24 protein-coding genes are annotated in these 25,014 nt (G+C 59.8%); 15 read left to right on the forward strand and 9 right to left on the reverse strand.

Translation table 11 applies throughout. From position 1 onward, the window contains the following. Nucleotides 1-217: 217 nt before the first annotated feature. Both AC097N_RS14175 and AC097N_RS14180 read left to right on the forward strand, forming a co-directional pair. The gene (locus tag AC097N_RS14175) at nucleotides 218-3,712 is read left to right on the forward strand and encodes a PAS domain S-box protein (RefSeq protein ID WP_479581944.1); all 3,495 of its coding nucleotides are present in this window, start codon (nucleotides 218-220) and stop codon (nucleotides 3,710-3,712) included. Further along, nucleotides 3,709-5,838 (forward strand): two-component system response regulator, encoded by a 2,130-nt coding sequence (locus AC097N_RS14180; RefSeq protein ID WP_479581946.1) that lies wholly within the window; start codon nucleotides 3,709-3,711, stop codon nucleotides 5,836-5,838. The genes AC097N_RS14175 and AC097N_RS14180 overlap by 4 nt, the downstream gene beginning before the upstream one ends. 159 nt (nucleotides 5,839-5,997) lie before the next feature. Here the strand turns inward: AC097N_RS14180 and AC097N_RS14185 are convergent, their stop codons facing one another. The 8 genes from AC097N_RS14185 to AC097N_RS14220 form a co-directional block, all read right to left on the reverse strand. Continuing rightward, the gene (locus AC097N_RS14185; RefSeq protein WP_479581949.1) at nucleotides 5,998-6,588 is read right to left on the reverse strand and encodes a hypothetical protein; all 591 of its coding nucleotides are present in this window, start codon (nucleotides 6,586-6,588) and stop codon (nucleotides 5,998-6,000) included. Nucleotides 6,589-7,094: 506 nt separating this feature from the next. Continuing rightward, nucleotides 7,095-8,195 carry a WD40/YVTN/BNR-like repeat-containing protein gene (locus tag AC097N_RS14190; RefSeq protein ID WP_479582049.1) on the reverse strand — a complete coding sequence of 367 codons (1,101 nt, stop codon included), beginning with the start codon at nucleotides 8,193-8,195 and terminating at the stop codon, nucleotides 7,095-7,097. A gap of 40 nt (nucleotides 8,196-8,235) precedes the next feature. Beyond that, nucleotides 8,236-8,505: a MoaD/ThiS family protein gene (locus tag AC097N_RS14195; RefSeq protein ID WP_479582051.1), complete on the reverse strand. Its 270-nt coding sequence runs from the start codon at nucleotides 8,503-8,505 to the stop codon at nucleotides 8,236-8,238. Between the two features lie 101 nt (nucleotides 8,506-8,606). Further along, nucleotides 8,607-9,977, reverse strand: a complete 1,371-nt coding sequence (locus tag AC097N_RS14200) for a HipA domain-containing protein (RefSeq protein ID WP_479581951.1) — start codon at nucleotides 9,975-9,977, stop codon at nucleotides 8,607-8,609. Then, nucleotides 9,974-10,342 carry a helix-turn-helix domain-containing protein gene (locus AC097N_RS14205; RefSeq protein ID WP_479581952.1) on the reverse strand — a complete coding sequence of 123 codons (369 nt, stop codon included), beginning with the start codon at nucleotides 10,340-10,342 and terminating at the stop codon, nucleotides 9,974-9,976. The genes AC097N_RS14200 and AC097N_RS14205 overlap by 4 nt, the downstream gene beginning before the upstream one ends. 127 nt (nucleotides 10,343-10,469) lie before the next feature. Next, entirely contained in the window at nucleotides 10,470-10,691 is a 222-nt protein-coding gene (locus AC097N_RS14210; RefSeq protein WP_479581954.1) for an AbrB/MazE/SpoVT family DNA-binding domain-containing protein, read from the reverse strand. Nucleotides 10,692-10,710: 19 nt separating this feature from the next. Further along, complete coding sequence (locus AC097N_RS14215) at nucleotides 10,711-10,890, reverse strand: hypothetical protein (RefSeq protein ID WP_479581957.1); 180 nt, start codon at nucleotides 10,888-10,890, stop codon at nucleotides 10,711-10,713. Nucleotides 10,891-11,610: 720 nt separating this feature from the next. Then, entirely contained in the window at nucleotides 11,611-11,889 is a 279-nt protein-coding gene (locus AC097N_RS14220) for a hypothetical protein (protein WP_479581958.1), read from the reverse strand. A 153-nt stretch (nucleotides 11,890-12,042) separates the two neighbouring features. Here AC097N_RS14220 and AC097N_RS14225 point away from each other — a divergent pair, with 153 nt between their 5' ends. Continuing rightward, nucleotides 12,043-12,981 carry an ice-binding family protein gene (locus AC097N_RS14225; protein WP_479581960.1) on the forward strand — a complete coding sequence of 313 codons (939 nt, stop codon included), beginning with the start codon at nucleotides 12,043-12,045 and terminating at the stop codon, nucleotides 12,979-12,981. Between the two features lie 335 nt (nucleotides 12,982-13,316). Here AC097N_RS14225 and AC097N_RS14230 read toward each other — a convergent pair whose 3' ends face one another. Continuing rightward, the gene (locus tag AC097N_RS14230) at nucleotides 13,317-14,129 is read right to left on the reverse strand and encodes an IclR family transcriptional regulator domain-containing protein (protein WP_479581962.1); all 813 of its coding nucleotides are present in this window, start codon (nucleotides 14,127-14,129) and stop codon (nucleotides 13,317-13,319) included. Nucleotides 14,130-14,287: 158 nt separating this feature from the next. On the opposite strand from AC097N_RS14230, the gene AC097N_RS14235 reads away from it, so the two are divergent. The 12 genes from AC097N_RS14235 (at nucleotide 14,288) to AC097N_RS14290 (ending at nucleotide 24,999) form a co-directional block, all read left to right on the forward strand. Then, nucleotides 14,288-15,268, forward strand: a complete 981-nt coding sequence (locus AC097N_RS14235; RefSeq protein ID WP_479581963.1) for a shikimate dehydrogenase family protein — start codon at nucleotides 14,288-14,290, stop codon at nucleotides 15,266-15,268. A gap of 26 nt (nucleotides 15,269-15,294) precedes the next feature. Then, a complete protein-coding gene (locus AC097N_RS14240; RefSeq protein WP_479581965.1) occupies nucleotides 15,295-16,464 on the forward strand; it encodes an ABC transporter substrate-binding protein in 1,170 nt (389 codons plus the stop codon). 39 nt (nucleotides 16,465-16,503) lie between these two features. Beyond that, entirely contained in the window at nucleotides 16,504-17,379 is an 876-nt protein-coding gene (locus AC097N_RS14245) for a branched-chain amino acid ABC transporter permease (protein WP_479581967.1), read from the forward strand. Between the two features lies 1 nt (nucleotide 17,380). Next, complete coding sequence (locus AC097N_RS14250; protein WP_479581970.1) at nucleotides 17,381-18,376, forward strand: branched-chain amino acid ABC transporter permease; 996 nt, start codon at nucleotides 17,381-17,383, stop codon at nucleotides 18,374-18,376. Next, on the forward strand, nucleotides 18,373-19,131 hold the full coding sequence (locus tag AC097N_RS14255) for an ABC transporter ATP-binding protein (RefSeq protein WP_479581972.1): 759 nt from the start codon (nucleotides 18,373-18,375) through the stop codon (nucleotides 19,129-19,131). The genes AC097N_RS14250 and AC097N_RS14255 overlap by 4 nt, the downstream gene beginning before the upstream one ends. Nucleotides 19,132-19,134: 3 nt before the next feature. After that, on the forward strand, nucleotides 19,135-19,893 hold the full coding sequence (locus AC097N_RS14260; RefSeq protein WP_479581973.1) for an ABC transporter ATP-binding protein: 759 nt from the start codon (nucleotides 19,135-19,137) through the stop codon (nucleotides 19,891-19,893). 29 nt (nucleotides 19,894-19,922) lie between these two features. Further along, nucleotides 19,923-20,816, forward strand: coding sequence for a 4-hydroxyphenylpyruvate dioxygenase (locus AC097N_RS14265; RefSeq protein ID WP_479581976.1), 894 nt, complete (start codon nucleotides 19,923-19,925; stop codon nucleotides 20,814-20,816). Between the two features lie 5 nt (nucleotides 20,817-20,821). Then, nucleotides 20,822-21,727 (forward strand): sugar phosphate isomerase/epimerase family protein, encoded by a 906-nt coding sequence (locus AC097N_RS14270; protein ID WP_479581978.1) that lies wholly within the window; start codon nucleotides 20,822-20,824, stop codon nucleotides 21,725-21,727. A gap of 15 nt (nucleotides 21,728-21,742) precedes the next feature. Next, nucleotides 21,743-22,948, forward strand: coding sequence for a 3-carboxy-cis,cis-muconate cycloisomerase (pcaB, locus tag AC097N_RS14275; RefSeq protein ID WP_479581979.1), 1,206 nt, complete (start codon nucleotides 21,743-21,745; stop codon nucleotides 22,946-22,948). Between the two features lie 84 nt (nucleotides 22,949-23,032). Beyond that, nucleotides 23,033-23,875, forward strand: a complete 843-nt coding sequence (locus tag AC097N_RS14280) for a shikimate dehydrogenase (protein ID WP_479581981.1) — start codon at nucleotides 23,033-23,035, stop codon at nucleotides 23,873-23,875. A 29-nt stretch (nucleotides 23,876-23,904) separates the two neighbouring features. Beyond that, complete coding sequence (arfB, locus tag AC097N_RS14285; RefSeq protein WP_479581983.1) at nucleotides 23,905-24,324, forward strand: alternative ribosome rescue aminoacyl-tRNA hydrolase ArfB; 420 nt, start codon at nucleotides 23,905-23,907, stop codon at nucleotides 24,322-24,324. An 84-nt stretch (nucleotides 24,325-24,408) separates the two neighbouring features. Beyond that, nucleotides 24,409-24,999 carry an NAD(P)H-dependent oxidoreductase gene (locus AC097N_RS14290; protein ID WP_479581985.1) on the forward strand — a complete coding sequence of 197 codons (591 nt, stop codon included), beginning with the start codon at nucleotides 24,409-24,411 and terminating at the stop codon, nucleotides 24,997-24,999. Nucleotides 25,000-25,014 lie beyond the last annotated feature (15 nt).

Below are 25,014 nucleotides of genomic sequence, written 5' to 3' on the forward strand. Positions count from 1 at the left end.
GGTCAATATTTCAGCCTGGCCGTCGCTTGCGCAACGATAGCTGTCTTACCGCATATCCCAAAAATGGGGGATATGCATGTTGACCCGTGCCTCTAGAATGGGCGAATAACAGCTGCCGGTTGCACCGAAATTTATGTCTGTTTAAATATTTAGGGGCTGACCTGAAAGGCTGACGCAAACCCATCGAGAATATTTCTCGATCTAACAAAGGTAGCCGATGTCAAAAAAGATTAGCCATTCTGGCAATCCAGCACCTGGGGCGGAGGAATGCGTTGCAGAGGTACGCCGCCAGGAAGCCTTGCCCATCACGGGGGCTTTGCAAAACGCTATTTTCAACAGTGCCAATTTTTCCAGCATTGCGACCGACGCCAAGGGCGTCATCCAGATTTTCAATGTGGGCGCCGAGCGCATGTTGGGCTACACCGCCCTGGAGGTGATGAACAAGATCACGCCAGCCAATATCTCCGATCCGCAGGAAGTGATTGCCCGCGCCAAAGCCCTGAGTCGGGAGTTGGCAACCACCATCACGCCGGGTTTCGAGGCACTGGTGTTCAAGGCCTCGCGCGGCATCGAGGACATTTACGAACTGACCTACATCCGCAAGGACGGCAGCCGCTTCCCGGCCGTGGTGTCGGTGACGGCCCTGCGAGACGATCAAAACGCCATCATCGGCTATTTGCTGATTGGCACCGACAACACGGCGCGCAAGCAGGCCGAAGAGGCTTTGCTCAAGGCCGGTGCCTTGCAGAGTGCTATTTTCAACAGTGCCAATTTTTCCAGCATTGCGACCGACGCCAAGGGCGTCATCCAGATTTTCAATGTGGGCGCCGAGCGCATGTTGGGCTACACCGCCCTGGAGGTGATGAACAAGATCACGCCAGCCAATATCTCCGATCCGCAGGAAGTGATTGCCCGCGCCAAAGCCCTGAGTCGGGAGCTGGCAACCACGATCACGCCGGGCTTCGAGGCGCTGGTGTTCAAGGCCTCGCGCGGCATCGAGGACATCTACGAACTGACCTACATCCGCAAGGACGGCAGCCGCTTCCCGGCCGTGGTGTCGGTGACGGCCCTGCGAGACGATCAAAACGCCATCATTGGCTATTTGCTGATTGGCACCGACAACACGGCGCGCAAGCAGGCCGAAGAATCAATTCAGGCGGCCTCTCAATACGCCCGCAGTCTGATCGAAGCAAGTCTGGACCCCTTGGTGATGATCAGTGCGCAAGGCAAAATAACCGATGTCAATGCCGCCACTGAGCAAGTGACGGGCGTGGCCCGAGCCCGTCTGATAGGCAGCGACTTTGCCGACTATTTCACCAATCCCGATAAAGCCCGCGACGGCTACCGGCAGGTGTTCTCGCGAGGGTCGGTGACCGATTACCCCTTGGCGATTCGCCATGTCTCGGGCAAGGTCACTGAGGTGCTCTACAACTCCAGTCTGTACCGCGATGGCAATGGCAATGTGCTGGGCGTTTTCGCCGCTGCGCGCGATATCACCGAGCGCAAGCGTGCCGAGGAGACCGCCCGGGCTGCCTTGCTGGCCAAGTCGCAGTTTCTGGCCAATATGAGCCACGAGATCCGAACCCCGATGAATGCCATCCTGGGGCTCACGCGCATGGTGATGGAGTCAGACCTGAAACCGGAACAGCGCGAGCAACTCGACAAGGTCAACAGGTCAGGCAAGGCACTGGTGCGCATCATCGACGATATTCTGGACTTTTCCCGCATCGAAGCCGGGCGCCTGGCAATCGAGCGGATCCCCATGCGGCTGGAGGCGGTCCTCATTGAAGTCGCGGAGCTGCTCGGTCTGCAGGCCGAAGACAAGGGGCTGGAACTGTTCTTCGATATCGATCACGACACCCCGCTGCTCGTGATGGGTGACCCGTTTCGCCTGGTTCAGGTACTGAACAATCTGGTCGGTAACGCCATCAAGTTCACCGACCATGGCGAAATCCATATCGGTGTGCGGATCGAGCATCGGGCCGAGACCACCATGACCCTGCGATTCAACGTGCGCGACACCGGTATCGGCATCGCGCCGGATCAAGTGGGTCTCCTGTTCCAGCCCTTCTCGCAAGCTGATTCCAGCACGACACGCAAATTCGGTGGCAGCGGCTTGGGACTGGCGATTGTCAAGAAATTGGTCGAGCTCCTGGGTGGCCACGTCACACTCGACAGTACCATTGACAACGGGACGAATGTCACGTTCACCATCGAGGTTGGCATCGCACCGGACGAGATGGGCCAGGTCGACCACACGGATCGGGATTTACAGCAAATGCGTGGCAAGCGGGTGCTGGTGGTGGACGACCAGGCGAATTCGCGCCAGATCCTCTTGTTGTTGCTGATGGCATGGGGCATGGAGGTGGTCGAGGTCGAAACCGGCCTGCAAGCCCTGGCTCAAGTTGCAACAGCAAACAAGGCGGGACGACCGTTCCACGCCCTGTTGCTGGATTGGCACATGCCCGGCATGAGCGGCCTGGAGGTGGCGGCCGAACTGCGGGCACAGGAAGAAGCCAGCGGCCTGATCACACCATTGCCGATATTGATGGTGACGGCCCACAACAAGACGACGCTGCTGCTAAAACCCGAAGCGGCCTGCATCAATGGAGTCCTTACCAAACCAGTGGTGCCTTCCTACTTGTTCGATGCCTTGCTGCACGGCGGCGTCCGAGCTGTGCAGCCGGTGGAAGCACCCAATACCCAGCAATTCGACGGCCTGCGCGTGCTGCTGGTCGAGGACAACGAACTCAATCAGGAAGTGGCTGCCAGCATCATCAGAAAACGCGGCGCAACCCTCACCATTGCCTCGCATGGCGGCGAAGCGGTGGAACTGGTGCAACGCCAAACCTTTGATATGGTGCTGATGGATCTGCACATGCCAGTGATGGGCGGCATTGAAGCCACTCGCCAGATTCGCCAGCTTCCACTGGGAAGAAACCTGCCTATCGTTGCCATGACCGCCGCCGTCATGGCGGAAGACCGGGAGCGCTGCCGGGCCGTTGGCATGGTCGACTTCATACCCAAGCCGGTGGAGCCTGAGGACATCGTCCGGGTGCTCAGAACCCACACCCAACCGGGGACAAAAAGTTCGTCTAATCCCATGTCCGCCGTGCAGGCGGGTGAACCGGTGCTTGACCTGGTGCAGGGATTGCGCAGACTCGACGGTGACCGGGCACTTCAGCAACGCCTGCTCCACAGTTTTATCGAGAATTACCATAACCTGATCCAACGCCTGGATGTGCTGCTGACTGAAGACCGTGGCCATGAAGCCATCGATCTCATTCATTCCGTCAAGGGGATCGCCGCCAACCTGGGTGCGGGAGCGCTGACCGGGGCCAGCGGCCGCTTGATTGCGGAATTGAGGTCAAAAGCACCACTGCTCACTCGCGCCACCTTCGAAGCGACCGTGGTCGAAACCATCAACGTAATGCGGCAACAAGTTGCCGATTATGTTCAACCCGGCCCGATTAAAAGGACGCCTACAGCACCCGTTTCGCTGCGGGACACTTTGCGCTCGCTGGAACCGTTCATCGTCGGTCAGGAAGTTGTTCCTGATGCGTTATTTGAATCAGTACTTCAGCTCGCCGATGCTCACTTGCCTTGTTCCGTGCTGATGCGGGAATTGCAGCAGCACCTCAACAGCTTCGAACATCCAGAGGCCCTGGCGACCTTGAATCTATTGAAATCCACGGACGAGGTGCAGCAATGAAGGACACTCAGTTGATCCAATTCGAAAAACCGCTGATCCTGCTGGTAGACGATTTACCGACCAATCTGCACGTCCTGGTGTCGGCGTTAAAGTCTGATTTTCGCCTCAAGACAGCCACCAGCGGCGCATCCTCGCTGACACTGCTCACCGCTCAGTCTGAGTTGCCGAAACTGGTCGTACTGGATGTCAAAATGCCCGGCATGAGCGGCATCGAGGTGCTCCGTCAAATGCGCCTTGACTCTCGCACTTGCGATATTCCCGTCATTCTGGTGAGCGCTGACCTCTCAGAACAAAACGAACTGGCCGGACTGAACCTGGGTGCGGATGACTATCTGGTCAAACCCATTTTCAAAGGCACGCTGATCATTCGGGTACGCAATTTGATTCAGCGCAATGCGGAACGCAGCAGACTACGGCTGGCCGCTTTCGTCTTCCATTACAGCGGTGAAGCGATCCTGATCACCGACCGCAATAACCTCATTGTCGATGTCAACGCCGCCTTCAGCAAATTGACCGGGTACGACAAGGCCGACGTACTGGGCTGCAACCCCAAGCTGCTGTCCACCGGACGAACCAGCCAGGAGGAATATAAGCTCATGTGGCAGACCGTCCTGAACGACGGCGTCTGGCAGGGTGAGCTGTGGGACCGGCGCAAGGATGGCAGCGTTTACCCCAAGCTGATGACGATTTCTGTGGTGCGCGACAAGGCTGGTGAAATCGAATTCCATCTGGCCAATTTCGTTGACGTCAGCCACTACAAGGAATCCGAAAAACGCATTGAGCATCTCGCCCACCACGATACCCTGACTGGCTTGCCAAACAGGCTACATCTGCAGATATTCCTGGAGCAATCCATGTTGATTGCCACACGCATGTCGGAACAATTGGGCGTCATGTTTCTTGATCTTGATCGATTCAAGGTCGTCAATGACACCCTCGGTCATTCAATCGGAGATGCGTTGCTGGTTCAAGTGGCAACTCGTTTGAAGTCCTGCCTGCGCGAATACGACGCGGTGGCGCGCTTGGGCGGCGACGAGTTCGTCGTCATCTTGCGAGGCCATGACATATTGTCTGATGCCGCCATCGTCGCAAAAAAAATCAATCATCGTCTCAGCCAGCCCTACCTGGTGGGCAACCATACCTTGCGCGCATCGGCCAGCATCGGCATCGCACTGTATCCGGACAATGCAAACCACATTGACGATCTGATGAGGAATGCCGATACGGCCATGTATGTCGCCAAATCAGATGGGGGCAATGGATTTCGCTTCTTTTCACCAGCCATGAACCTGCATGCCCATGAAAAGCTGGAAATGGAAAATGAATTGTATGAGGCGCTTGAAAAGAAGGAACTGCGTCTGTATTACCAAATTCAGGTAGACGGCATGGCGCGGCCAGTGGGTGCTGAGGCATTGATCCGCTGGCTGCAGCCACAGCGAGGGCTGGTGTCGCCCATGCAATTCATTCCACTGGCCGAAGAGTCCGGGTTGATCTTGCCTATCGGTTATTGGGTACTGGATACGGCTTGCGCGCAACTCAAGGCTTGGCAAAACGATGCACGCACCCGCGATCTGGTTTTGGCGGTGAACGTGAGTGCCAAGCAATTTCGTCAGGTTCAATTTGTTGCCCAGGTGCGAGAAGTCGTGCAACGACACGCCATCAATCCGGCACGCCTCAAGCTGGAAATCACGGAAAGCTTGTTGCTGAAAAATGTTGAAGACGTTATCTCAACCATGAATGAATTGAAGGCCTTCGGTGTCCAGTTCTCATTGGATGACTTTGGCACTGGCTATTCATGTCTGCAGTACCTCAAACGTCTGCCGCTCTATCAACTCAAAATCGACCAATCGTTCGTACGCGAACTTACAACCGATAACAGTGACAAAGCGATCGTACACACCATCATCGCCATGGCACAGAACCTGGGCTTGGATGTCATAGCGGAAGGGGTCGAAACGACGGAACAACAGCGCTTCCTCATGGACAAGGGATGTGCCCATTTTCAAGGCTATTTGTTTAGTAAACCCGTTCCGATTGATGAATTTGAGGCACTTTTACAGCCGCTAATTAACGTTGATGCCAGCGCGTATGCCAGCGGCGCCATTGACTCGCAGGATTATTCATAAGTGCCCGTTGCCGACCACCAATCTGACCCATGGACCGATGTGGTGTCAGATCAATGCACGAACAGCGCGATCAAAATGATGATGGGGATGGGAATGCCGAGAAACAGAAGAAGAAGTGAACGCATGGTGGGCTCCGTTGGTGAGTGACAGGGGCGAGGCTCAGGCGTCGCGGAGTCGGCCACCGAATGTGGCGGCCAGGCTGGCTACGAACGCACCGATGAGCAGCGACACAAAGAGCCACAGCGCGCTGTAGGCCGAGGCCTTGCGCGCCTTGTCGGCAGCGTCACGCGCCGTCGTCTCCGCGTCGCGCACCTTGGCCTGAGCCCTGGCGTAAATGTCGGCGACCCTCTTCTCTGCGTCCTGCTGCGTGAGGCCCGTGCGCTGGGCCACGATCTGACCCACGTACCGGATGTCTTCGGGCGGCAGCAGTTCAGACCTGCTGACGTTCATGAAGATGCGACTCACCTCGGCCGCAACCGTGCTGGAGGTTCTGTCACCGGTTTCGGCAATCGCAGATGTACCGGGCCGGAAGAGCGAGTCGACGAAATAGGCCATCGGCCCACCCTCGGTACCCTGCGCCATGCGTGACGAACCCGCAGCGCCGCTGACCACAACGGCGCCAGCTTGTACGCCGCCGCCCAGGATCGATCCGATAACAGAGGTCAGCAACGCAGCGGTGGCCAGCGAAGCCACAGCCCACGCCAGGAAGCCATGGGCCGTATCGCGGAAGTAGACCTCGTCACTATGCACTTCGGTCCACTTGGTGCGCAGGCGGCCGGCGAGATAGCCACCCATGGCCGACGCGAGCAACTGGGTGAGCGTCAACCACAGGATCGTAGACCACCCGAAGGTCCCGGCACTCACACCGTCTCGGGCCCACGGCGACACCGAGGAGAGCCCAAGCCCGACACCGAGGATCAGAAGGATCAGGGAAAGCGAAGCGGCTGCAGCGGCGCCTGCGACTATGGCGCCCCACGAGACGGCACTCGCAAGCGACCTACTGTTGTCGGCAAAGTTGCCGGTGAGGCCGCGGGTGCGGCCGAGATCTTCAGTAGCTGCTGTGGTGGAAAGGGCCATAAGAACTCCATTCAGCGCGGGCGAGCCGAGCGCCGGGACTACCGACGGCTCGTGCCTTGCGCAATAGGAGAAATCGTAGGGACTTAAGTCGGCGGGGTCTGTGCGTCACCGTACGCAGGTGAACGCCTCGCACAACAGTTCTCGTTCTCTCTACCCACTTGGGTGTCAGCGCCAACACCTCAGTCGGCAAAACGCACCGCTGCCACCGGGGGCAGATCGCGTGACAGGCATTGCCAGCCCACGCCCGCGTCGGCACTGAGCCACAGACCGCCGGTGGTCGAGGCCAGCGCCAGGGTTTGCCCGTCGGCCGTGACATCCAGCCCATGGCGATAGACCAGATGGTAGGCATGGTGTTGCGGCAAACCCTCCGAATACACCTGGAAAGACGCGCCACCATCGTCGGTGCGTGTCACCACCATCCGGCCATCCACGGGAATACGACAGACATCCGCCTGGGCCGGCACAAACCAGGCGCGTTGCGGGTTGCAGGGATCGGGAGCGACGGCAAAACCAAAGCCGGACGGGGCGGGCGCCGCAATCGCCTGCCAGGCCTGGCCGCCATCGGTGGAGCGGTAAATGCCGCAATGGTGCTGCACCCACAACACATCGGGTTGGGCGGCGCACTGCACCAGACAGTGCGGGTCCTGCGTGTTGCCGTCATCGGCATTCTCGGGCGGCAGGTAGTCGGCTTTCATGCCGTTGGCCGTCAGCGCCCAAGACTCGCCGCCGTCTCGCGTCTGCCACACGCCGCCGCAAGAAATTCCCAATGTCACATGGCGCGGATCACGCGGATCGACCAGGATGGAGTGAATGCCGGCATGGTCATAACCCCCGCCTAACCACGCCCGGCGCCTGGGTTCTTCCCATAGCGGCTGGTTGAGGGCCCAGCTGGCGCCGCCATCGTCTGACTTGAATAATCCGGCCGGCAGGCAACCCGCCCACAGCGTGTCGCGTTCATTGGCGCCGCCGGCCGCCAGCGACCAGATCAGGTCCACGCTCCAGGGCGTGGTGTCATCGGCCCAGGGCCCCTCGGACGGCTTGGCCGGGAAGGCGGGCGCCGCTATGGCTTGCCAGCTTTCGCCCCGGTCGCTGCTCTTGTGCAGCTTGATGCCGAAATGGCCCAGGCGCAGCGCGGCATACCAGCTGCCGTCGCGCGGGTCGGCCAGCACCTGCGTGACCGGCTCACCGGCAAAATGATGCGACGCGATGTTCCAATGCGCGCCCGCGCCCTGAATGACAAACAAACCCTTGCGGGTGGCCACCAACAATGTAGACATGATGAACTCCTCTCATGAATGGAATAGAAGAACGGAGCGACGCTCAGCCACCAGTCAGGGCCTGGACCACCAGCACCCGGTCGCCCGCGCCAAGCCACTGCGTCAGGTGGATGCGGTCTGGCACCATGTGCCCGTTGACAAACACCGCCACATGTTTGCGCACAGCGCGCTGGTCGTCAAACACGTAATGCGCCAGCGCGGGCGCTGCGTGCAGCGCGCCCTCCAGCACGTCACGCAGGGTGCCGGGCGCCACCGACTGGGGCGCGCAGTCAACATGGCGGCGCAGGCTGGCGGCAAACTCAACGGTGACCATGGTTTTCAAGCTCGGCAGGTGTTGGCACGGTGCGATTTATATCGCCGTCACTCTACGCTTTTTGCTGTGGGATGGCTACCAGGTGGCTGATCAGGCCAGGGCTACAGAAATTCTGCCTTGATGCGCACCGCCTCTTGGGCGGCGAGCGCCAATGCGGTTGACCGCTGCGTCACGTAGGTCTGGAGTTTCTGGGCAAAGAGCCGCTCCCCAAGCTCATAGGGGCCCGTGTCCGCCAGGCTCGCGGCATGTTTTTGAACACCGTCGGCCAAGCGCTTGGCTTCCCTGTAAAGCAGCTTGCGGTCGATTTCGCATCGGGTCGCGAAATCAGCCAAGGCAAAGCTTTTGACCTGGTGGATGTCGAACACATCCCCGAAAGCCATGGCCAACTCGTGGGAGACCTGCGGGTATTGCACCACGCTCACGAGGTCGTACCACGGTGCGCTTGAGAGACCATCTTCGTTGACGAAAAACGAGTAATTCTTGCCATGCGCGTCGCAGTTGCCAATCACCAGCTGAAACAGTGCCCAGCGCAGCATGGCCAGCTTTTCGGCCGCCTTGCGGTGGACATGGACCACCTGAGAAAACAGCGACACAAAGCTGGTGCCGTCCCGGTACTGGGCCGCCGCGCCAGTGCTGCCCACATTTCGCTCGTACTTGTAGCTCACCGGAACGTCACATGCCTGGCACAGGTCAATGACATGCAGCCGCTTCACCGCGGCATGGCCGCTTGTCAAGTTACTGAGCACTTGCCGATCAAAGCGCTTGACGGCCAGCACGGGGCGGGGTGTGCGCAGGATGGCCACCTCGGCCACGGGAAGCCCCATGGCCATGGCCAGTGACATGCAGTAATGCTCGTTGACCACCATGTGGGGGAAGTCCGTGCCCACGGGCTGAGGCTTGAGGATGTGGGTTGAGGCCAGCGGGTAATCAGGCAGGTACATCGGCGCGCCCCGGGCGACGTCAGCCGCATCGCCTTCCAGGTATACGAGCAGCTTGTCCTGGAAGCCGGCCACCGACATGCGCACTTTGCCATCCCAAATGACAAAAGGCTCTTTGTCCCGGTCCGCAATGCGACTGTCCAGTTCAGCCAGGCTCACTTGGCGAAGTTCGTTGAGCGGCTGCTCGATGGCGCCGTCGCCCCCGTCAGGCAAGAACCTGAAAGCGCCCGTTGTCTCCGCCCCGAGCTCATGGATGAGCCCATAGATGTTGGTCTTGGCCACACCCTTGGCAGACGCTGCGATGTCCAGGGCCCGCCCTTCAGGCAACAAGTTTTCGATGAAGCGACGCACCGACTTGGAGTTGTAGCCACTCTCCGGTCGGTGCAGGGGCAGCGCCGGTGACAGCCCGAAGGCCTTCGGATTCTCACACCAGGCGGGCGAGTAGGCCAGGCTCCAGTCATCAGCCAGCGCGTCATAACTGAGGTCGGCAACATGCTGGTCCTGGCGCCACAACGCCAGGCGATGCGCCGTCACAGCACATCTCCTGGCGGCAGCACGCGGTCGGAAGGCAGCTGGCGCAAGTAGGCGTGTCCCTTGGGGGCCACGAGCAGGATCAAACCCAGTCCATCAAGGACGGACATCAGCTTGTCCAGCCGGACGCTGCCCGAGCCGTTTTCGAGCCGGGACATCAGGTCCACGGACACCCCGCTGAGTGCCGCAGCGTCATCAATGCGCAAACCCTGCTTGTTGCGATGCGCGCGGACTTGGTTGCCCATGACGGTGGCAGAACTCACGACCTGAACCGCTGGCACTTCCAGCAATACAGCCTGGCGCGCGGCCGCCCGATGGCGGGAAGACTTGCGGTCGGTGGCCGTTGCCTTGCGGGGAGATGACTCCATATTTCGGACTTTCAGAAATTGGAGGTCAAACCTCTATTGAGTTGTAAATATTTCTATTTTTCCGAAATTATGTACTTCACTTCAACCTGTGTCAATGTTATTTCTGCAATTCCGAAATTACTCAAGTTCAGGTGCCCAAGCCCATTTCCGCGATGGAGACCGACGTGTCTGGTGCCGGCTTAAGCATGCCCTTGAGGTTCAGTAATGATTTCGTCTTGGCCCGCATCACCACGGTGCCGTCGGGCATGGGGGTGAACGTGAGACGGTCCTTGGGACTTAAAGATATCGCTCGCCGGATGTCGGCCGGAATGGTGATTTGCCCCTTGCTGGTGAGCGTTGCTTCTGACATGTTGGACTCCTTGCATTTTTCAATAGCGTAAGGATTTACGAATTTCAGGGCAAGGCTCTTGGTTGCGTTCAACGTGAGATTCTGCGTTGCTCGGTACCCATTTCTGCTCCCGCAGAACGCGCTTTGCTTTGGATAAATCCAAAGAAGCCGTAACGTCGACCCCCTCGTCAAACTGCTGCTCAAACTTTTTAGCTTTCATAAATGGCCACCTCTTCTGTGCGTGCGCGACGAACGGACTGACTTGATACGAGAAACCGCGCTTCATTCTCGGTCTTTGCGTCTGTTAGAGCGTTGCAGGAGAAATTTATAAGAAAAATGGCTGTAGCCCAGGTAGGACGTGCGGGAGAAGCTACTTATTTGATAGCAATTTTACCCATAGATGAGCGGCTAACCACCACGGGTCGAACGCCTGGGCAATGCCAGCAAGAGCACCGACAGCATGAAGCACGCCGCCGCTGCAATAGTTCTCGTGAGGTTGGCTGCGTTCCATGCATCCCGAGCCTGCTGCCATGCCCATGCTCCTCGGCGCTCTCCGGTCCACAGCGTTGCGGCACAGGCAACGAAGGGTAATAAAACGGAGCCGAAATAGACACCGCCAAACGTCGCGTTTCGAACCACCCGATTGATCCATTGTTGCGCCGTGGTGCACCTTCAAACGGTTGCCGAGTTTGTTGGAAAACAGGTAGGCCGTATGGGGGTGGGCGGCGCCAAACACGGCCACGACCCGCGCCAAAGCGGTATCCGTTGGGCATGGTGTGCACGATATTGCGAGACGTGAAAGATCAATTCAAGATGGGTTCACCGGGTGCTTACCCATGGAGACGCTTGCCAGCGGTCATTCATCAACGTCTGGACCAAACCTAGACTGGGTACTCCTGATTCCCTGGTGAACGACCGCTCCAAGACCCATTGCGGCCGTTCAAGGAATATTTCGTACGTCAAGTACGCCGCGATTGTGATCTTTCACCAACGGCAGCTTCCTGGCAATCCACAACATTGCCATGCAGAAGTTAATGAGCTTCGCTTGGTTGCCCGGCATATGCATTCGAGCAAGTTGACTAACTTCAAAAGACTCAATCCAGCCCATCGTAGGTACCACAAGAAGTCCAGCAGATTGTTGAAAGCGATCCCAACGATACGACAGCGTCTGTCCCGGCCGCGTTGTAGGCTGAAATCTGGCACTTTTTATGTTATCCATCGCACAGACGCCATGCCCACGGGCGTCCATATTCAAGTTTAAGCAGCCTGTCGTGGTCTGCGCACCCGCTTAACCATCGCCTGTTGCGGTTGGAGCGGAACTTTGGAAGTATGTAAAAACCCATTCGATTAAATTCGATTAAGAAAGACCAAATTGAAAACCGATTACCGGACAAACCTAGTTCTCTCAACCCTGACGCTGGCCATCGGCGCACTTTGTACCGGCACGGCGTCGGCGACACCCTTGCTGGGGACGTCGTTGGCCAGTTTCACGGTATTGGGGTCATCGACGGTGACGAATGTCCCGACCAGCACCATCCACGGTAGCGTCGGCGTCTGGTCCAGTGGTGGTGCCAATGCTATCACCGGTTTCTTGTCGTCGCCGGGCGTAGCGGTGGCCGATTTACAAGTGACCGGCGGACTGGTGCACGCGGGCACGGCGTCGGGCGCCGAGAATGCAATGCTGTCGCAGAGCCAACTGACGCAAGCGGCCAACAATCTTGGGTTACTGGGCGCGGGAACGGTACTGTCATTGGCCGACCTGGTGGGGCTGACCTTGTTTCCCGGCGTCTACACCGTGCCTGCTGGCACCACCAATTTGTCGGGCGCGTTGACACTTGATGGCCAGGGTAATGCCAACGCCGCCTGGGTATTTCAAATGCCCAGTACCTTGATCACATCGCCCAATTCGGTGGTGAATATTATCAACACCGGCGCCGGTGCTGGTGTCTATTGGAACGTTGGTAGTTCCGCGACGATTGACACCAACACCACATTTGTCGGCAATATCCTGGCACTGGCCAGTATCACTTTCAACACTTCCGCTACCGATCTGTGCGGCCGGGCGCTTGCCGAGACCGGTGCAGTGACCCTGGATCAAAACAAGCTGTCTGGTATCTGCTCCGGGTTTACAAGTGGCAGCAGCGGCTTGAGTGGTGGTCTGGACATGACAACTCAAGCTAATGGCACGTCCGAGGTTTCGTTTCTTCCGTTTGCTCCAATCCAAGTTAGCACAGTGCCGGAACCAATGTCTCTGTCGCTCGTTGGCCTAGGGCTCGCCGGGCTATTGTTGGCACGCCGCCGTACAACTTAACCGGCCTCTGATTAAAGGCTGGCAGGGTAAAGAGCACTCTCACTTTGAAGGACCGCTTTACGACAGCGAATTCTTGCCAATGAATGTCGCCTGACAGCCCTAAAGAGTCATTTGCTGCCAAAACACCAATGACTCCTGACGCTGCTATTGCAGGCGTTCGCTGCCTAAAGCTTGCTGCAAATCTCAACCCAAACGTCCACCCCGGCTGCCTCGCATTCCAGCAAACAAAGCCTTGCAGGTCAAAATTTTTAATAAAAAACCCGTAGCCCAGGCACACCGTGCGCAAGCAGCTATCAAATAAATAGCGCTCCACGCCGCACCGCAACTCCACACTCTCAAATCAAATTCCGCATAGCCCGCGCCGTTTCCTGCAGCACCGGCAGCACCCGGGCCACCGCGTCTTCGCTGCTTTCATGCCCCATCGGCATGGTCACATTCAGGGCGCCTACCAGGCCGCCCCGGTGGTCCATCAGCGGCACGGCAATGCCGCGGTGGTTCAACTCCAGTTGCTGCTCCGACAGGCCCCAGCCCTGTTGGCGAATGCGGGCCAGTTCAATGCGCAATCGCTCTTTGCTGGCGATGGTGTGCGAGGTGTAGGCCTTGAGCTCGTGGGTGGCCACCCAGTTCTCCACCCACTCGGGTTCGCGCAGCGCCAGCAGCACCATGCCCGAGGCGGTGACCTGCGCCTGCACCCGCGCGCCGAGCACGTAGCCGGTGTTCATCGAGCGGTTGAGCCCGTTGCGGGCGATGTACACAATCTCGTCACCATCCATCACGCTGACGTAGGCCGTCTCGGAGGTGCCCGCCGTCACGCGCTGCAAAAACGGCTGCACGATGCGCGGCAGCCGCGCCGAATCCAGGTACGACTGGCCCAGGCGCAGCACGCGCGGCGTGAGCCAGAACAACTTGCCGTCGCTGGCCACATAGCCCATGTGCTGCAAGGTGAGCAGGTAACGCCGCGCGGCGGTGCGGGTCAGGCCACAGCGCTCGCCGGCCTGGCTGGCGGTCATGCGCGGGTGGGCGTCGTCAAAGGTCTCGATGATGGACAGCCCTTTTTCAAGGCCGGCGATCCAGTCGCGCTTGTCCAGCGGCGTGCTGCCGGGAACGAGTGGTGTGGGTGGGGTGGCTGCGGTAGCGGGGGATGACATGGGCTCATTCTGGCGTTGAGCGACCCCGCCTGGCCTCGGTGGAAACCCTTGAAATGATCGATCATCGATCAGTGATGATCGTTAATCGATCAAATTAATGTAAATAGCACTTTGAAAAGTGCGTGCTTGTCGCTAAAGTTCGCTTCGAAATGCAAAATATGAACGATCACCGATCAAATCAGCCACAGTCCGCGTCCAATCTGGCGCGGGTCACCGGCAGCACGGATGTGTACCTGATTTTGGGTGACCCGGTGGAGCAGGTGCTGGCCCCCGAGAGCTTCAATCCGATCTTTGCCGCCAGCGGTATCGACGCCGTGCTGGTGCCGGCCCAGGTGGCGCCGCAGCATCTGGATGCGTTTGTCAAAAGCGCCTTTCTGGCCTCCAACATCAAGGGCATGTGGCTCACCATTCCGCACAAGTCGCCTGCCATCACGCTGCTTGACCATTGCAGTGCGCTGGGGCGCATGGCCGGGGCGGTCAACGCGATTCGCCGCAATGCCGATGGGTCGCTGGAGGGCGGTTTGTTTGATGGCGAGGGTTTTGTGGCGTCGCTGGCCTGCTTTGAGACCAGTCACGTGGGCAAACGCGTGCTGATGGTGGGCGCAGGGGGCGCGGCGGCGGCCATTGGCGCCTCGCTGGCCTTGCCCCGCAGCGGCGGCGCGGCGGCAGAAATTGCTTTTTTTGACCCGACGCCGGGCAAGGCGGCTGCGGTGGCGGCCCGCATTGCGGCGGCCACCCCGGTCCACGTGCATGCCGTGGCCAGCAACGACCCGGCGGGTTTTGACCTGGTCGTCAACGCCTCGCCGCTGGGCCTGAAAACCACCGACCCGCTGCCCTGCGATGTGTCCCGCCTGGCTGCGGACGCGGTGCTGATTGACATCGTGATGAAAAACCAGCCCTCGCCCGTGGTGCTGGCCGCCCGGGCCCGCGGGCTCAATGCCCAGCCGGGTTTTGAGATGCTGATTCACCAGACGCACCTGTACCTGGATTTTTTTGGTTTTGCCGAGGCCGCACACCGCGTGCGCTTGGATGCCACTTTTCTTCGCGAGCAGATTTACCCTGCTGCGCTTCAACACGAAATTCGCCGCCCTGAGCGGATGAGCGCCTCTTTTGTCAACGTACCCCTGGCTTTCAACTAACTTTTACCACCCGAGGAGACACTTCCATGCAAAAACGATTCGCTCTTAAATTGATAGCTGCTTGCGCAATACTGACGGGGGCTACAGCCTCTTTTTGTCAAGAAACCATCAAGATTGCCAACATTGTTGAACTCTCCGGCGGCGGCGCGTCTGCGGGCACCAACTTCAAGAATGGTGTGGAACTGGCGGTGAAGGAAATCAACGCAGCAGGCGGCATTCTGGGCAAAAAGATCCAGACCACCACCTCGGACACCCAAAGCAATCCCGGCGTGGCCAAGGGCCTGACGCAAAAGGCGGTGGATGACAACGTATTTGCCATTTTTGGCCCCGTGTTCTCTGGCTCCATCATGGTCAGCATGGCGGAGAGCCGCAAGGCTGAAATCCCCAACTTCACCGGCGGTGAAGCAGCCAGCATCACCATGCAGGGCAACCCCTATATCTTCCGCACCAGCTTCACGCAGGCCACGGCCATGCCCAAGGTTGCGCGCTACATCAGCGACCAGGCCAAGCTGAAGACCATTGCCATCATTTTCGTGAACAACGACTTTGGCAAGGGCGGCCTGGACATGATCAAGAAGGCGCTCGACAAGTCGTCCACCAAGGTGGTGACCGAGATTTCCACGGATTCAGGCCAGGTGGACTTCTCCGCGGCGGTGCTCAAAGCCAAGCAAAGCGGTGCTGATGGCGTGTTTGTCTACTCCAATGAAGAAGAGTCGGCACGCCTGCTGCGCGAGTTGCGCAAGCAGGGCTGGACGAAGCCCATCATTGGCGAGACCACCTTGACGGGTCAAAAAGTGATCGACCTCGCCGGTGAAGCCGCCAACGGCGCCGTGGCCCACGTCGGTTTGACCGTGGACGCGCCGCTGCCTGCCATTCGCGCTTTCCGGGCCAAGTTTGAGAAGGAATACAAATATGTGTCCGACCACAACGGCATGAAGGGCTACTCCGGCATCTACACGCTCAAGGCCGCCATCGAGAAGGTGGGCAAGCTGGACCGCAAGGCCGTCGCCACCGCCATGCACACCCTGAAAGTCACAACCGCCAAAGAGCCGGGCATCCTGATGGACGTGAGTTTTGACGCCAACGGCGACCTGGACCGCGAGAGCTTCATGGTGGAGGTCAAGAACGGCAAGCAAGAGGTGGTGTCGACCGTGCCAGCCCTGAGTGCTGCCGCTGCACCCGCTGCCAAGAAGTAACAGGCAGCGACTTCGCATTAACCAAAAAGGCTGGGCATCATGACCGACTTCCTCCAACTCTTCTTCAGTGGCCTGGCCACAGGAGCCATTTACGGGCTGGCTGCGCTGGGTTTTACCTTGCTTTGGCAAGCCAGTGGCACCATTAACTTCGCCCAGGGTGAGTTCGTCATGTTGCCCGCCTTCATGATGCTGGCCTTCATGTCCTTTGGCGCACCGCTGGCGGTGAGCTTTGTGTTCAGCGTGGTGCTGGCCGTGATTGTGCTGGGCTGGATTTTCAAGCGCGGCATTGTGGATCCGCTCTTCAAGTTCGGCATGATGCCCATCGTGGTGGCCACCATCGGCTTGTCGATTGCCATGCGCAACGGCGTTCGCGCAGGCTACAGCGCGGAGGCCCATCCGTTCCCCAGCCTGTTTGCCGACAAGCTGTTCAACATCGCCGGGGTCACCATCACGCTGTCTGACATCGGCACCTTTGTGCTGGCGCTGGCGCTGGTGCTGGCCACCCAGGCGTTCATGACCAAAACCGTGACCGGCCGGGCCATGCAGGCCGTGGCGCAAAACACCGAGAGTGCCTCGGTGCTGGGCATCAACGTGCCGCGCATGATTTTTTACGCCTTTGCCATCAACGCCGTGCTGGCGGTTGCCGCTGCGCTGCTGGTCACGCCCACCTATCTGGCCAAGTTCGACATGGGCGAGTCGCTGGGCAACAAGGCTTTCTTTGCCGCCATCATCGGTGGCTTCAACAACTCACGCGGTGCGCTGCTGGGCGGGCTGATTGTGGGTGTGTGCGAGAACCTGGCTGCGGCCTACATCTCGCCCGCGTACAAGGACGCCGTGGCGCTGGTGATCTTCATGATCGTGATTCTGTTCAAGCCGCAAGGGCTGCTGGGCAAAAAAGAAGAGCGCAAGGTCTGATATGAAAAAGCTCACACTTCCCCTCCTGGTGCTCAGTGCACTGCTGCTGTTGCTGGTGCCGCAGTTCATGAAGAACTACGGTATCTATCTGCTCACCTACTGGCTGATCTTCATCATTGCCACCATGGGCCTGAACCTCACGGTGGGCTACGCCGGGCAAAAGTCGCTGGGTCACGCCGCTTTCTTTGGTATTGGCGCCTACACGGTGGCGATTTTGATGAAAGCCGGGTTCAGCTTCTGGCTTGGTTTGCCTGCGGCGGCGGCGATCTGCTTCGTGGTCGGCATCATTCTGGGCTTTCCGGCGCTGCGGGTGCAAACCATTTACCTGGCGTTTGCCACGCTGGGCTTCAACACCGCCATCTGGCTGGTGATGCGCAACGAGGAATGGCTCACGGGCGGCACCTTCGGCCTGAACAACATTGCCCGCCCCACGCTGTTCGGCGTTTCGCTGGAGAGCAACCTGGCCTATTACTACTTCACCCTGGTAGTGACGGTGGTGATGGCGATCTTGTTGCTGGGCCTGCTGCGTTCGCCATGGGGCAAGGCTTTCACGGCCCTGCGTGACAACGCGATCCGCGCTGAAAGCCTGGGGGTGGACACCCGCAGCTACACGCTGCTGAGTTTTGCCATTGGTGCGGCCTATGCCGGTATTGCCGGCGCCTTGCTGGCCAGCCAGGTGCAGTTCATCGAGCCCGCGCAGTTCACGGTGGGCACCTCCATCATGATGTACCTCATGGTGGTGGTGGGCGGGCCGGGTTACTTTCTCGGCCCGGTGCTGGGTGCGGCGGTGGGCGTGATCATGCCCGAGTGGCTGCGCGATGTGCCCAAGGTGGCCGACTGGTATTTGCCGATTTTTGGCGCCGCCGTGGTTCTGTTGATGATCTGGCTGCCTGATGGCTTGCTGAGCCTGCCGGACCGCATCAAAGCCAAACGCCTGGCACGCGAGGCCAGTGCGGCGCGCGCCGCCTCCGCCAGCAGCCTGGGAGCCAAGTCATGAGCAACGCATTGTTAAAAGTTACCGGCCTCAAGAAAGCCTACGGCGCCATTCAGGCGGTGGGCGGGGTGTCCTTCGAAGTCATGCCGGGTGAGATCTTTGGCGTCATTGGCCCCAACGGCTCCGGCAAGACCACGCTGTTCAACAGCATGTTGGGCCAGATCACGCCCGATGAGGGCAAGATCGAGCTCAACGGGCAGGACGTCACGACGCTGGGGCCGCTGGAGCTCAACCGCCGCGGCGTGGGCCGCACCTTCCAGACGCTGCAGGTGTTTGGCAAGATGACGGTGCGCGACAACCTGATCGTCGCAGCGCAAGAGCACCAGGGCACCATGTTCAGCCGCATGTTTGCGCCTGGCGACTCTGGTTTGGGTGCCAAGGCCGATGCGCTGATCGACCAGTTCCGCATTCGCCATGTGGCGGACAAAAAGGCCGGTGAACTCAGTTACGGCCAGCAGAAGCTGGTGGACATTGCCATGGCCTTCATGAGTGAGCCCGACCTGGTGCTGCTGGACGAACCCTGCGCCGGGGTCAACCCCAGCCTGGTGGGTGGTATCTCCACCTTGCTGAAAGAACTCAACCGCAATCCGAAGATCGGCAAGAAGAGTTCGTTCGTGGTGATCGAGCACAACATGGACTTTGTGATGGACCTGTGCCACCGCATCATGGTGATGGTGGAGGGCCAGGTGATGGCGATCGGGACACCCGCCGAAATTCGGGCCAATAAACAGGTGCTGGACGCCTATCTGGGGAGCTAAGCCATGACGACACAAGACACCTGCATTGAATTCGTGGACGTGGTGGCCGGCTACAAGGATTTCATGATCCTGAACAACCTGTCGTTCAAGGCCAAGCGCGGCACCATCACGTTGTTGCTCGGGCCCAATGGCGCGGGCAAGTCCACCGTGCTCAAGACGCTGTTTGGTTTGCTCAAGCCACGCCAGGGCAAGATCCTGCTCGATGGGCAGGACATCAGCGGTATCAGCCAAAAGGAATTGCTGGCCAAAGGCATCGCCTTTGTGCCGCAGGGGCGCAACCTGTTTGGTCAGCTCACCGTGTTTGAAAACCTGGAGCTTGGTGGCATCACGCTGGGCATGAAGACCACACACGAGCGCATACCTGAAGTGCTGGAGTTCTTTCCCCGCGTCAAGCAGCGCATGAATTCGCCAGCGTCGGCCTTGTCGGGCGGCGAGCAAAAGCAGCTGGAGATTGGCCGCGCCTTGTTGCTGCGTCCCAAGGTGATCCTGATTGATGAGCCGTCCATTGGCCTGTCGCCCCTGGTGGTGCAGGACGTGTTCAAGCTCCTGCGCAAACTGGCGGACCAGGGCACCACGGTGCTGATGGTGGAGCAAAACGTGAAAAGTGCGCTGAAAATTTCTGACGAAGCCATCGCGCTGGAGTCGGGTCGGCTGGTGCTGCAAAAGCCGGCCTCCGAGTTGCTGGCGGACCCGCATATCGAGCGGCTTTTCCTGGGCGGGGCGCATGCCGCGCCCGCGCCAGGCAGCGTGGAGTCGGCATAATCAAGACGATGTTTCCGGGAGAAAAAACAATGTTGACAGCTGACCATACGGCCCGTGCCAGCGGTGCAGACCGCGAAGAGATTGTCGAAGGCCCCAACCCGCTGGGCCTGGAGGGAGTGGAGTTCATTGAGTACGCCACCTCCAAACCCCAGGCGCTGGGGCAGGTGCTGGAAACCATGGGCTTCAGGCCGGTGGCACGCCATCGCTCGCGTGAGGTCTTGTTGTACCGGCAGGGTGACATCAACATCATCGTCAACGCCCATGACAACGGCATGGTGCTGACCGAGAAACCGGTCATCACGGCCATGGCCTTGCGTGTGCGCGATGCCGCCGCGGCGTACCGCCGGGCGCTGGAGCGTGGTGCCTGGGCGGTGCCGGCCCGGGTGGAGGTGATGGAGTTGAACATTCCCGCCATCCACGGGGTGGGCACCAGCCGCATCTATTTTGTGGACCGGTACAAAGAGTTCTCGATTTACGACGTGGATTTCACGCCGATTCCGACCGTGGACCAGCGTCCACCGGCCATTGCAGGCCTGCATTTCTTTGGCGTCGTTCAGTACATTGGCAATTACCGCACCGAGGACTGGACCGAGTTTTATTCGGCCCTGTTTGGGTTCTCCGCGTTGTCGCCTGACGAGCGTTTTGGCATTCTGCCCAAGGGCCGTATTCTGCGCAGCCCGTGCGGCAGTTTTTACCTGCAACTGATCGAGCCCGAGCCGGGTGTGCTGAACGTGGAAGACGACGAATGCCTGCACCGCATCGGGTTGGGCACGCCGGACGTTCAGGCCACGGTGGCGCAGTTGCGCCAGCGCGGTGTGGAGTTTGTGGCCTCCAAAGGTGTTCAGCTGGAGAGCCGGGGCGCTTTGACGCGCACGGTCATGGGCAGCGTGATGTTTGAGCTTGTGCACGACGAGCGGAGCTGATCATCATGAGTCACTTTGAAGGCAATATGGACGACTTCGGGATGGACACCATCTCGCTGGCCGGACCGCTCAAGGCCAAGCTGGACGCCATTCGTGCGGCCGGTTTCTCGCAGGTCATGCTGTTGGCGCGCGATCTGGTGGGTCACCCCGACGGATGGCAGGCGGCCGTGCAGGAGGTCAAGGACAGTGGCCTGCGGGTGACCGGTTTCCAGGTGTTGCGTGACTTTGAGGGCCTGTCGGGCCATTTGCACGAGTACAAGATTGACATTGCCAAGTCGATGCTGGAGATGTGTCACGCGCTGGGTTGTGGTGTCATGCTGGCGTGCTCATCAACCTCCAGCCATGCCTCGGGTGAAACCTCGGCCCTGGTCCGCGACCTGCGCAAGCTGGCGATGCTGGCGATTCCGATGAACATCAAGATCGCTTACGAGGCCCTGTCCTGGGGGCGCGCGGTCAATGAGTTTCCGCAGGCGTGGGACATCATCTCGCAGGCCGACATGCCCAACCTCGGCCTGGGGTTTGACTCGTTTCACATGTTTGCCTCCAAAACGCCGCTCGATGAGCTGGAGATGCTGGACCCGGACAAGATATTCCTGGTGCAACTGGCCGACTTCATGTGGAACGAAATCAAGACCATTGAAGAGCGCATCAGCACGGCGCGCACATTTCGGGTCTTTCCCGGTGAAGGCGTGCACAGCGAGGCCCTGGCTGCCCTGGTGCTCAAACTGCACCAGTTGGGCTACCGCGGCGACTACAGTTTTGAAGTCTTCAACGACGACTACCAGCAAATGCCGCTGGCGACCGTGGCACAGCGGGCGCGCCGCGCGGCCATGTGGCTGGGGGAGGACGTGCTGCGTCGCTCCGTGCCCCTGCCCAACCAGATTCGCCTCAAAAAGCAGTCTGCGGCCTGACGGGATGGCGCTTTCATGAGCGGTCTGTTTGAGGGGTTTTTGTCCACTCCGGAAGTTGCCGAGGTGTTCAGCGAGCGCAACTTTCTGGCGGCCATGCTCAAATTTGAGGCGTCTTTGGTCCGTGCCCAGGCTGCGGCTGGGCTGATACCAGAGGGCGCCGCCCAGTCCATCATTGGCACCTGCAAGGTGGAGTTGTTTGATGTGGCCAAAATTGTGCGTGAGAGCGCACATGCTGGCAGCGTCGCGATTCCGCTGCTCAAGGTGCTGCGGGAAACCGTCAGCCTGTTCAACCCCGATGCAGCGCCGTTTGTGAACTTTGGCAGTACCAGCCAGGACGTGATCGACACGGCCATGGTGCTGGTCACCCGCGACGCCCTGGCGTTGATTCGCACCGATGTCGATCTGGTTGTGACCGCCTTGCTTGGCCTGGCCGGGCAGCATGCCGACACCCCCATGTTGGCGCGCACTCTGATGCAGCCTGCCAGTGTGAGCAGCTTTGGTTTCAAGTGCGCAGGTTGGGCCGCGCCTCTGGTGCGCAGCCGCCAGCGGCTGGACCGCGTGGCGGGCGATGCGCTGCAATTGCAGTTCGGCGGGGCCGTTGGCACGCTGGAGAAAATGCAGGGCAAGGGCGCTGAGATCGCCCGGCGCATGACACAGGATTTGTCGCTGAGGTTGCCCATCATGAGCTGGCATACCCAGCGTGACGAGTGGGTGGCGTTGGGGTGCGAGCTGGGTTTGTTGGCGGGCAGTCTGGGCAAGCTGGCCAAAGACATCATGTTGATGAGCCAGTTTGAGGTGGGGGAGCTTGCGGAGCCTGCCGGCCCGGGGCGCGGCAGCCCGTCGGGCATGCCCCACAAACACAATCCGGTGGGGTCCATGGTGGCGCTGGCGGCGGCCTTGCGCGCGCCCCAGCGTGTGGCGGCTTTGCTGGCGGCCATGCCCCAGGAGCATGAGCGCGCCCTGGGCGCCTGGCAGGCCGAGTTGGCCGAGTGGCCGCAGTTGGTGATGTCGGTCCACGGCAGTGCCCGCGCCCTGGCGCTGGCTGTGCCGGGACTGCAGGTCAACCCCCACCGCATGCGCAGCAATCTGGACGCCGTGCGGGCCAGCCTGTCCAAGGCCGCCGCAGAAGAATGGTTCAACCCTGAGCTGGCGCAGCATGCCGCACGCCTGACGCGGCTCCAACTCGCGGCCTTGCACGGCGACCGGCCGGCCCCTGCCTGACTAAGGTATAAACAATGCCGCCCGGTACCTGGCCGGACGCCCGTTTTATCAGACGCAGCGCTTGGCTGCCTCCACATCAAGAATATGAGCAAGCACACTAAATTTGGACTCGCTGGTGTCATGGGTTGGCCCGTGTCCCATTCCCGTTCCCCCACGATTCACAACCACTGGATCAAGCAATACGGGCTGACTGGCGCCTACGTTTTGCTGCCGGTAGATCCCGCCAATTTGCCCGCGGCACTCAAGGGCCTGAGTGCCCTGGGTTTTGCCGGCTGTAACCTCACCATTCCGCACAAGGTGGCGGCCATGCAGTGGGTTGACCGGGTTGATCCGGTGGCGCGACGCATCGGTGCCATCAACACCCTCGTGGTCGAGGCAGACGGGTCGCTGAGCGGCACCAATACCGACGGTTTTGGCTACATCCAGAGCCTGCTGGACGTTCAACCCGATTGGCGCGCCGATGCCGGACCGGTCACTGTACTGGGGGCTGGCGGCGCGGCGCGTGCCGTGATCGTCAGCCTGGCGGAGCGAGGGGCGAAGGAAATCAGGGTTTGCAATCGTTCTTTTGACAAAGCGCAAGGTCTGGCCCTGGAGTTTGGCGCACCGGTGCGGGCCGTCCCCTGGGAAGACCGGCATGACGCGCTGGCCGACGTGGCCTTGCTCGTCAACACCACCAACCAGGGCATGGCGGGTCAAAGTCCGCTCGATATTTCACTGAATAAGTTGCCTTTGCATGCGCTGGTATCCGACGTGATTTACGTTCCGATGGAAACACCTTTGCTGGTGGCTGCCCGCCAGCGTGGCAATCCGACAGTCAATGGATTGGGCATGTTGCTGAACCAGGCCAGGCCCGCATTCAAGGCGTGGTTTGGCGTGATGCCGGACATCACCCCTGAATTCCGGCGCGTGGTGGAAGCCACGTTCTGAGCTGATTCGGACCGCCCCGGCGCATTCTGATGGCTGAGTCTGCAACACTCCCTGCACTGGCGATCAGTGAGGACGAGGTCGAGATCACGGCCATCCGTGCGCAAGGGGCGGGCGGGCAAAACGTCAACAAGGTCTCCAGCGCGATTCATTTGCGCTTTGACATCGCTGCCTCCTCGTTGCCCGACGATGTCAAGGAGCGGCTGCTGGCGCTGCATGACAGCCGCATCACCAAGGCGGGTGTGCTGGTCATCAAGGCGCAGCAACACCGTACGCAGGAGATGAACCGGCTGGATGCGCTGGTGCGCCTGCACGAACTGGTTAACAGTGTGGCGACACCGCCCAAGACCCGCCGCGCCACCAAGCCCAGCTATGGTTCAAAGCAAAGACTCCGGGTGGCCAAAAGCCAGCGCTCAGAAACCAAGGCTTTGCGGGGCCGGGTGAATGAGTGAGCCGAATTGACGCGATCATTGAGCCGCGTCAAAGCAACTTGCCGGTGGTTTGGGTAGGGTTCAGGTGGACCCAAGGAGCCCGCCATGTCTTTTCAACGCATTGTTCTCATTCAGGGGCATCCTGATGCCGTCACCCGCCATCTGGGGCATGCGCTGGAAGATGCGTATGCCCAGGGGGCCCAAGCCGCGGGTCACGCGGTACGCCGGATCGATGTGGCGAAGCTGGACTTCCCCCTGTTGCGCAGCCAGCACGCCTGGGAAGAGGGCAGTTTGCCCGAAACTCTGGTGCAGGCGCAGACCGACATTGAATGGGCCCAGCATATGGTGTTGTTGTTCCCGCTGTGGCTGGGCGACATGCCTGCCTTGTTGAAAGGTTTTCTGGAGCAGGTGGCCCGGCCTGGTTTTGCTTTCAAGCCGGAGGGGGGCAACCCCTTTGGCCAAAAAGGGCTGCTGGGGCGATCGGCCCGGGTGGTGGTGACCATGGGCATGCCCGCACTGTTGTACCGCTGGTATTTTCGCGCCCACAGTGTCAAGTCGCTGGAGCGCAACATATTGGGTTTCGTCGGCATATCGCCGGTTAACGAGACCCTGATTGGCATGGTGGACAAATTGGGCGATGAGGGCGTCAAAAAGTGGGAGGACAAGCTGCGCAAAATGGGGGCGAACGCCCAATAGGGCGACCGAGGGCCG

This window comes from Rhodoferax sp. LS1R11, from assembly GCF_056521395.1.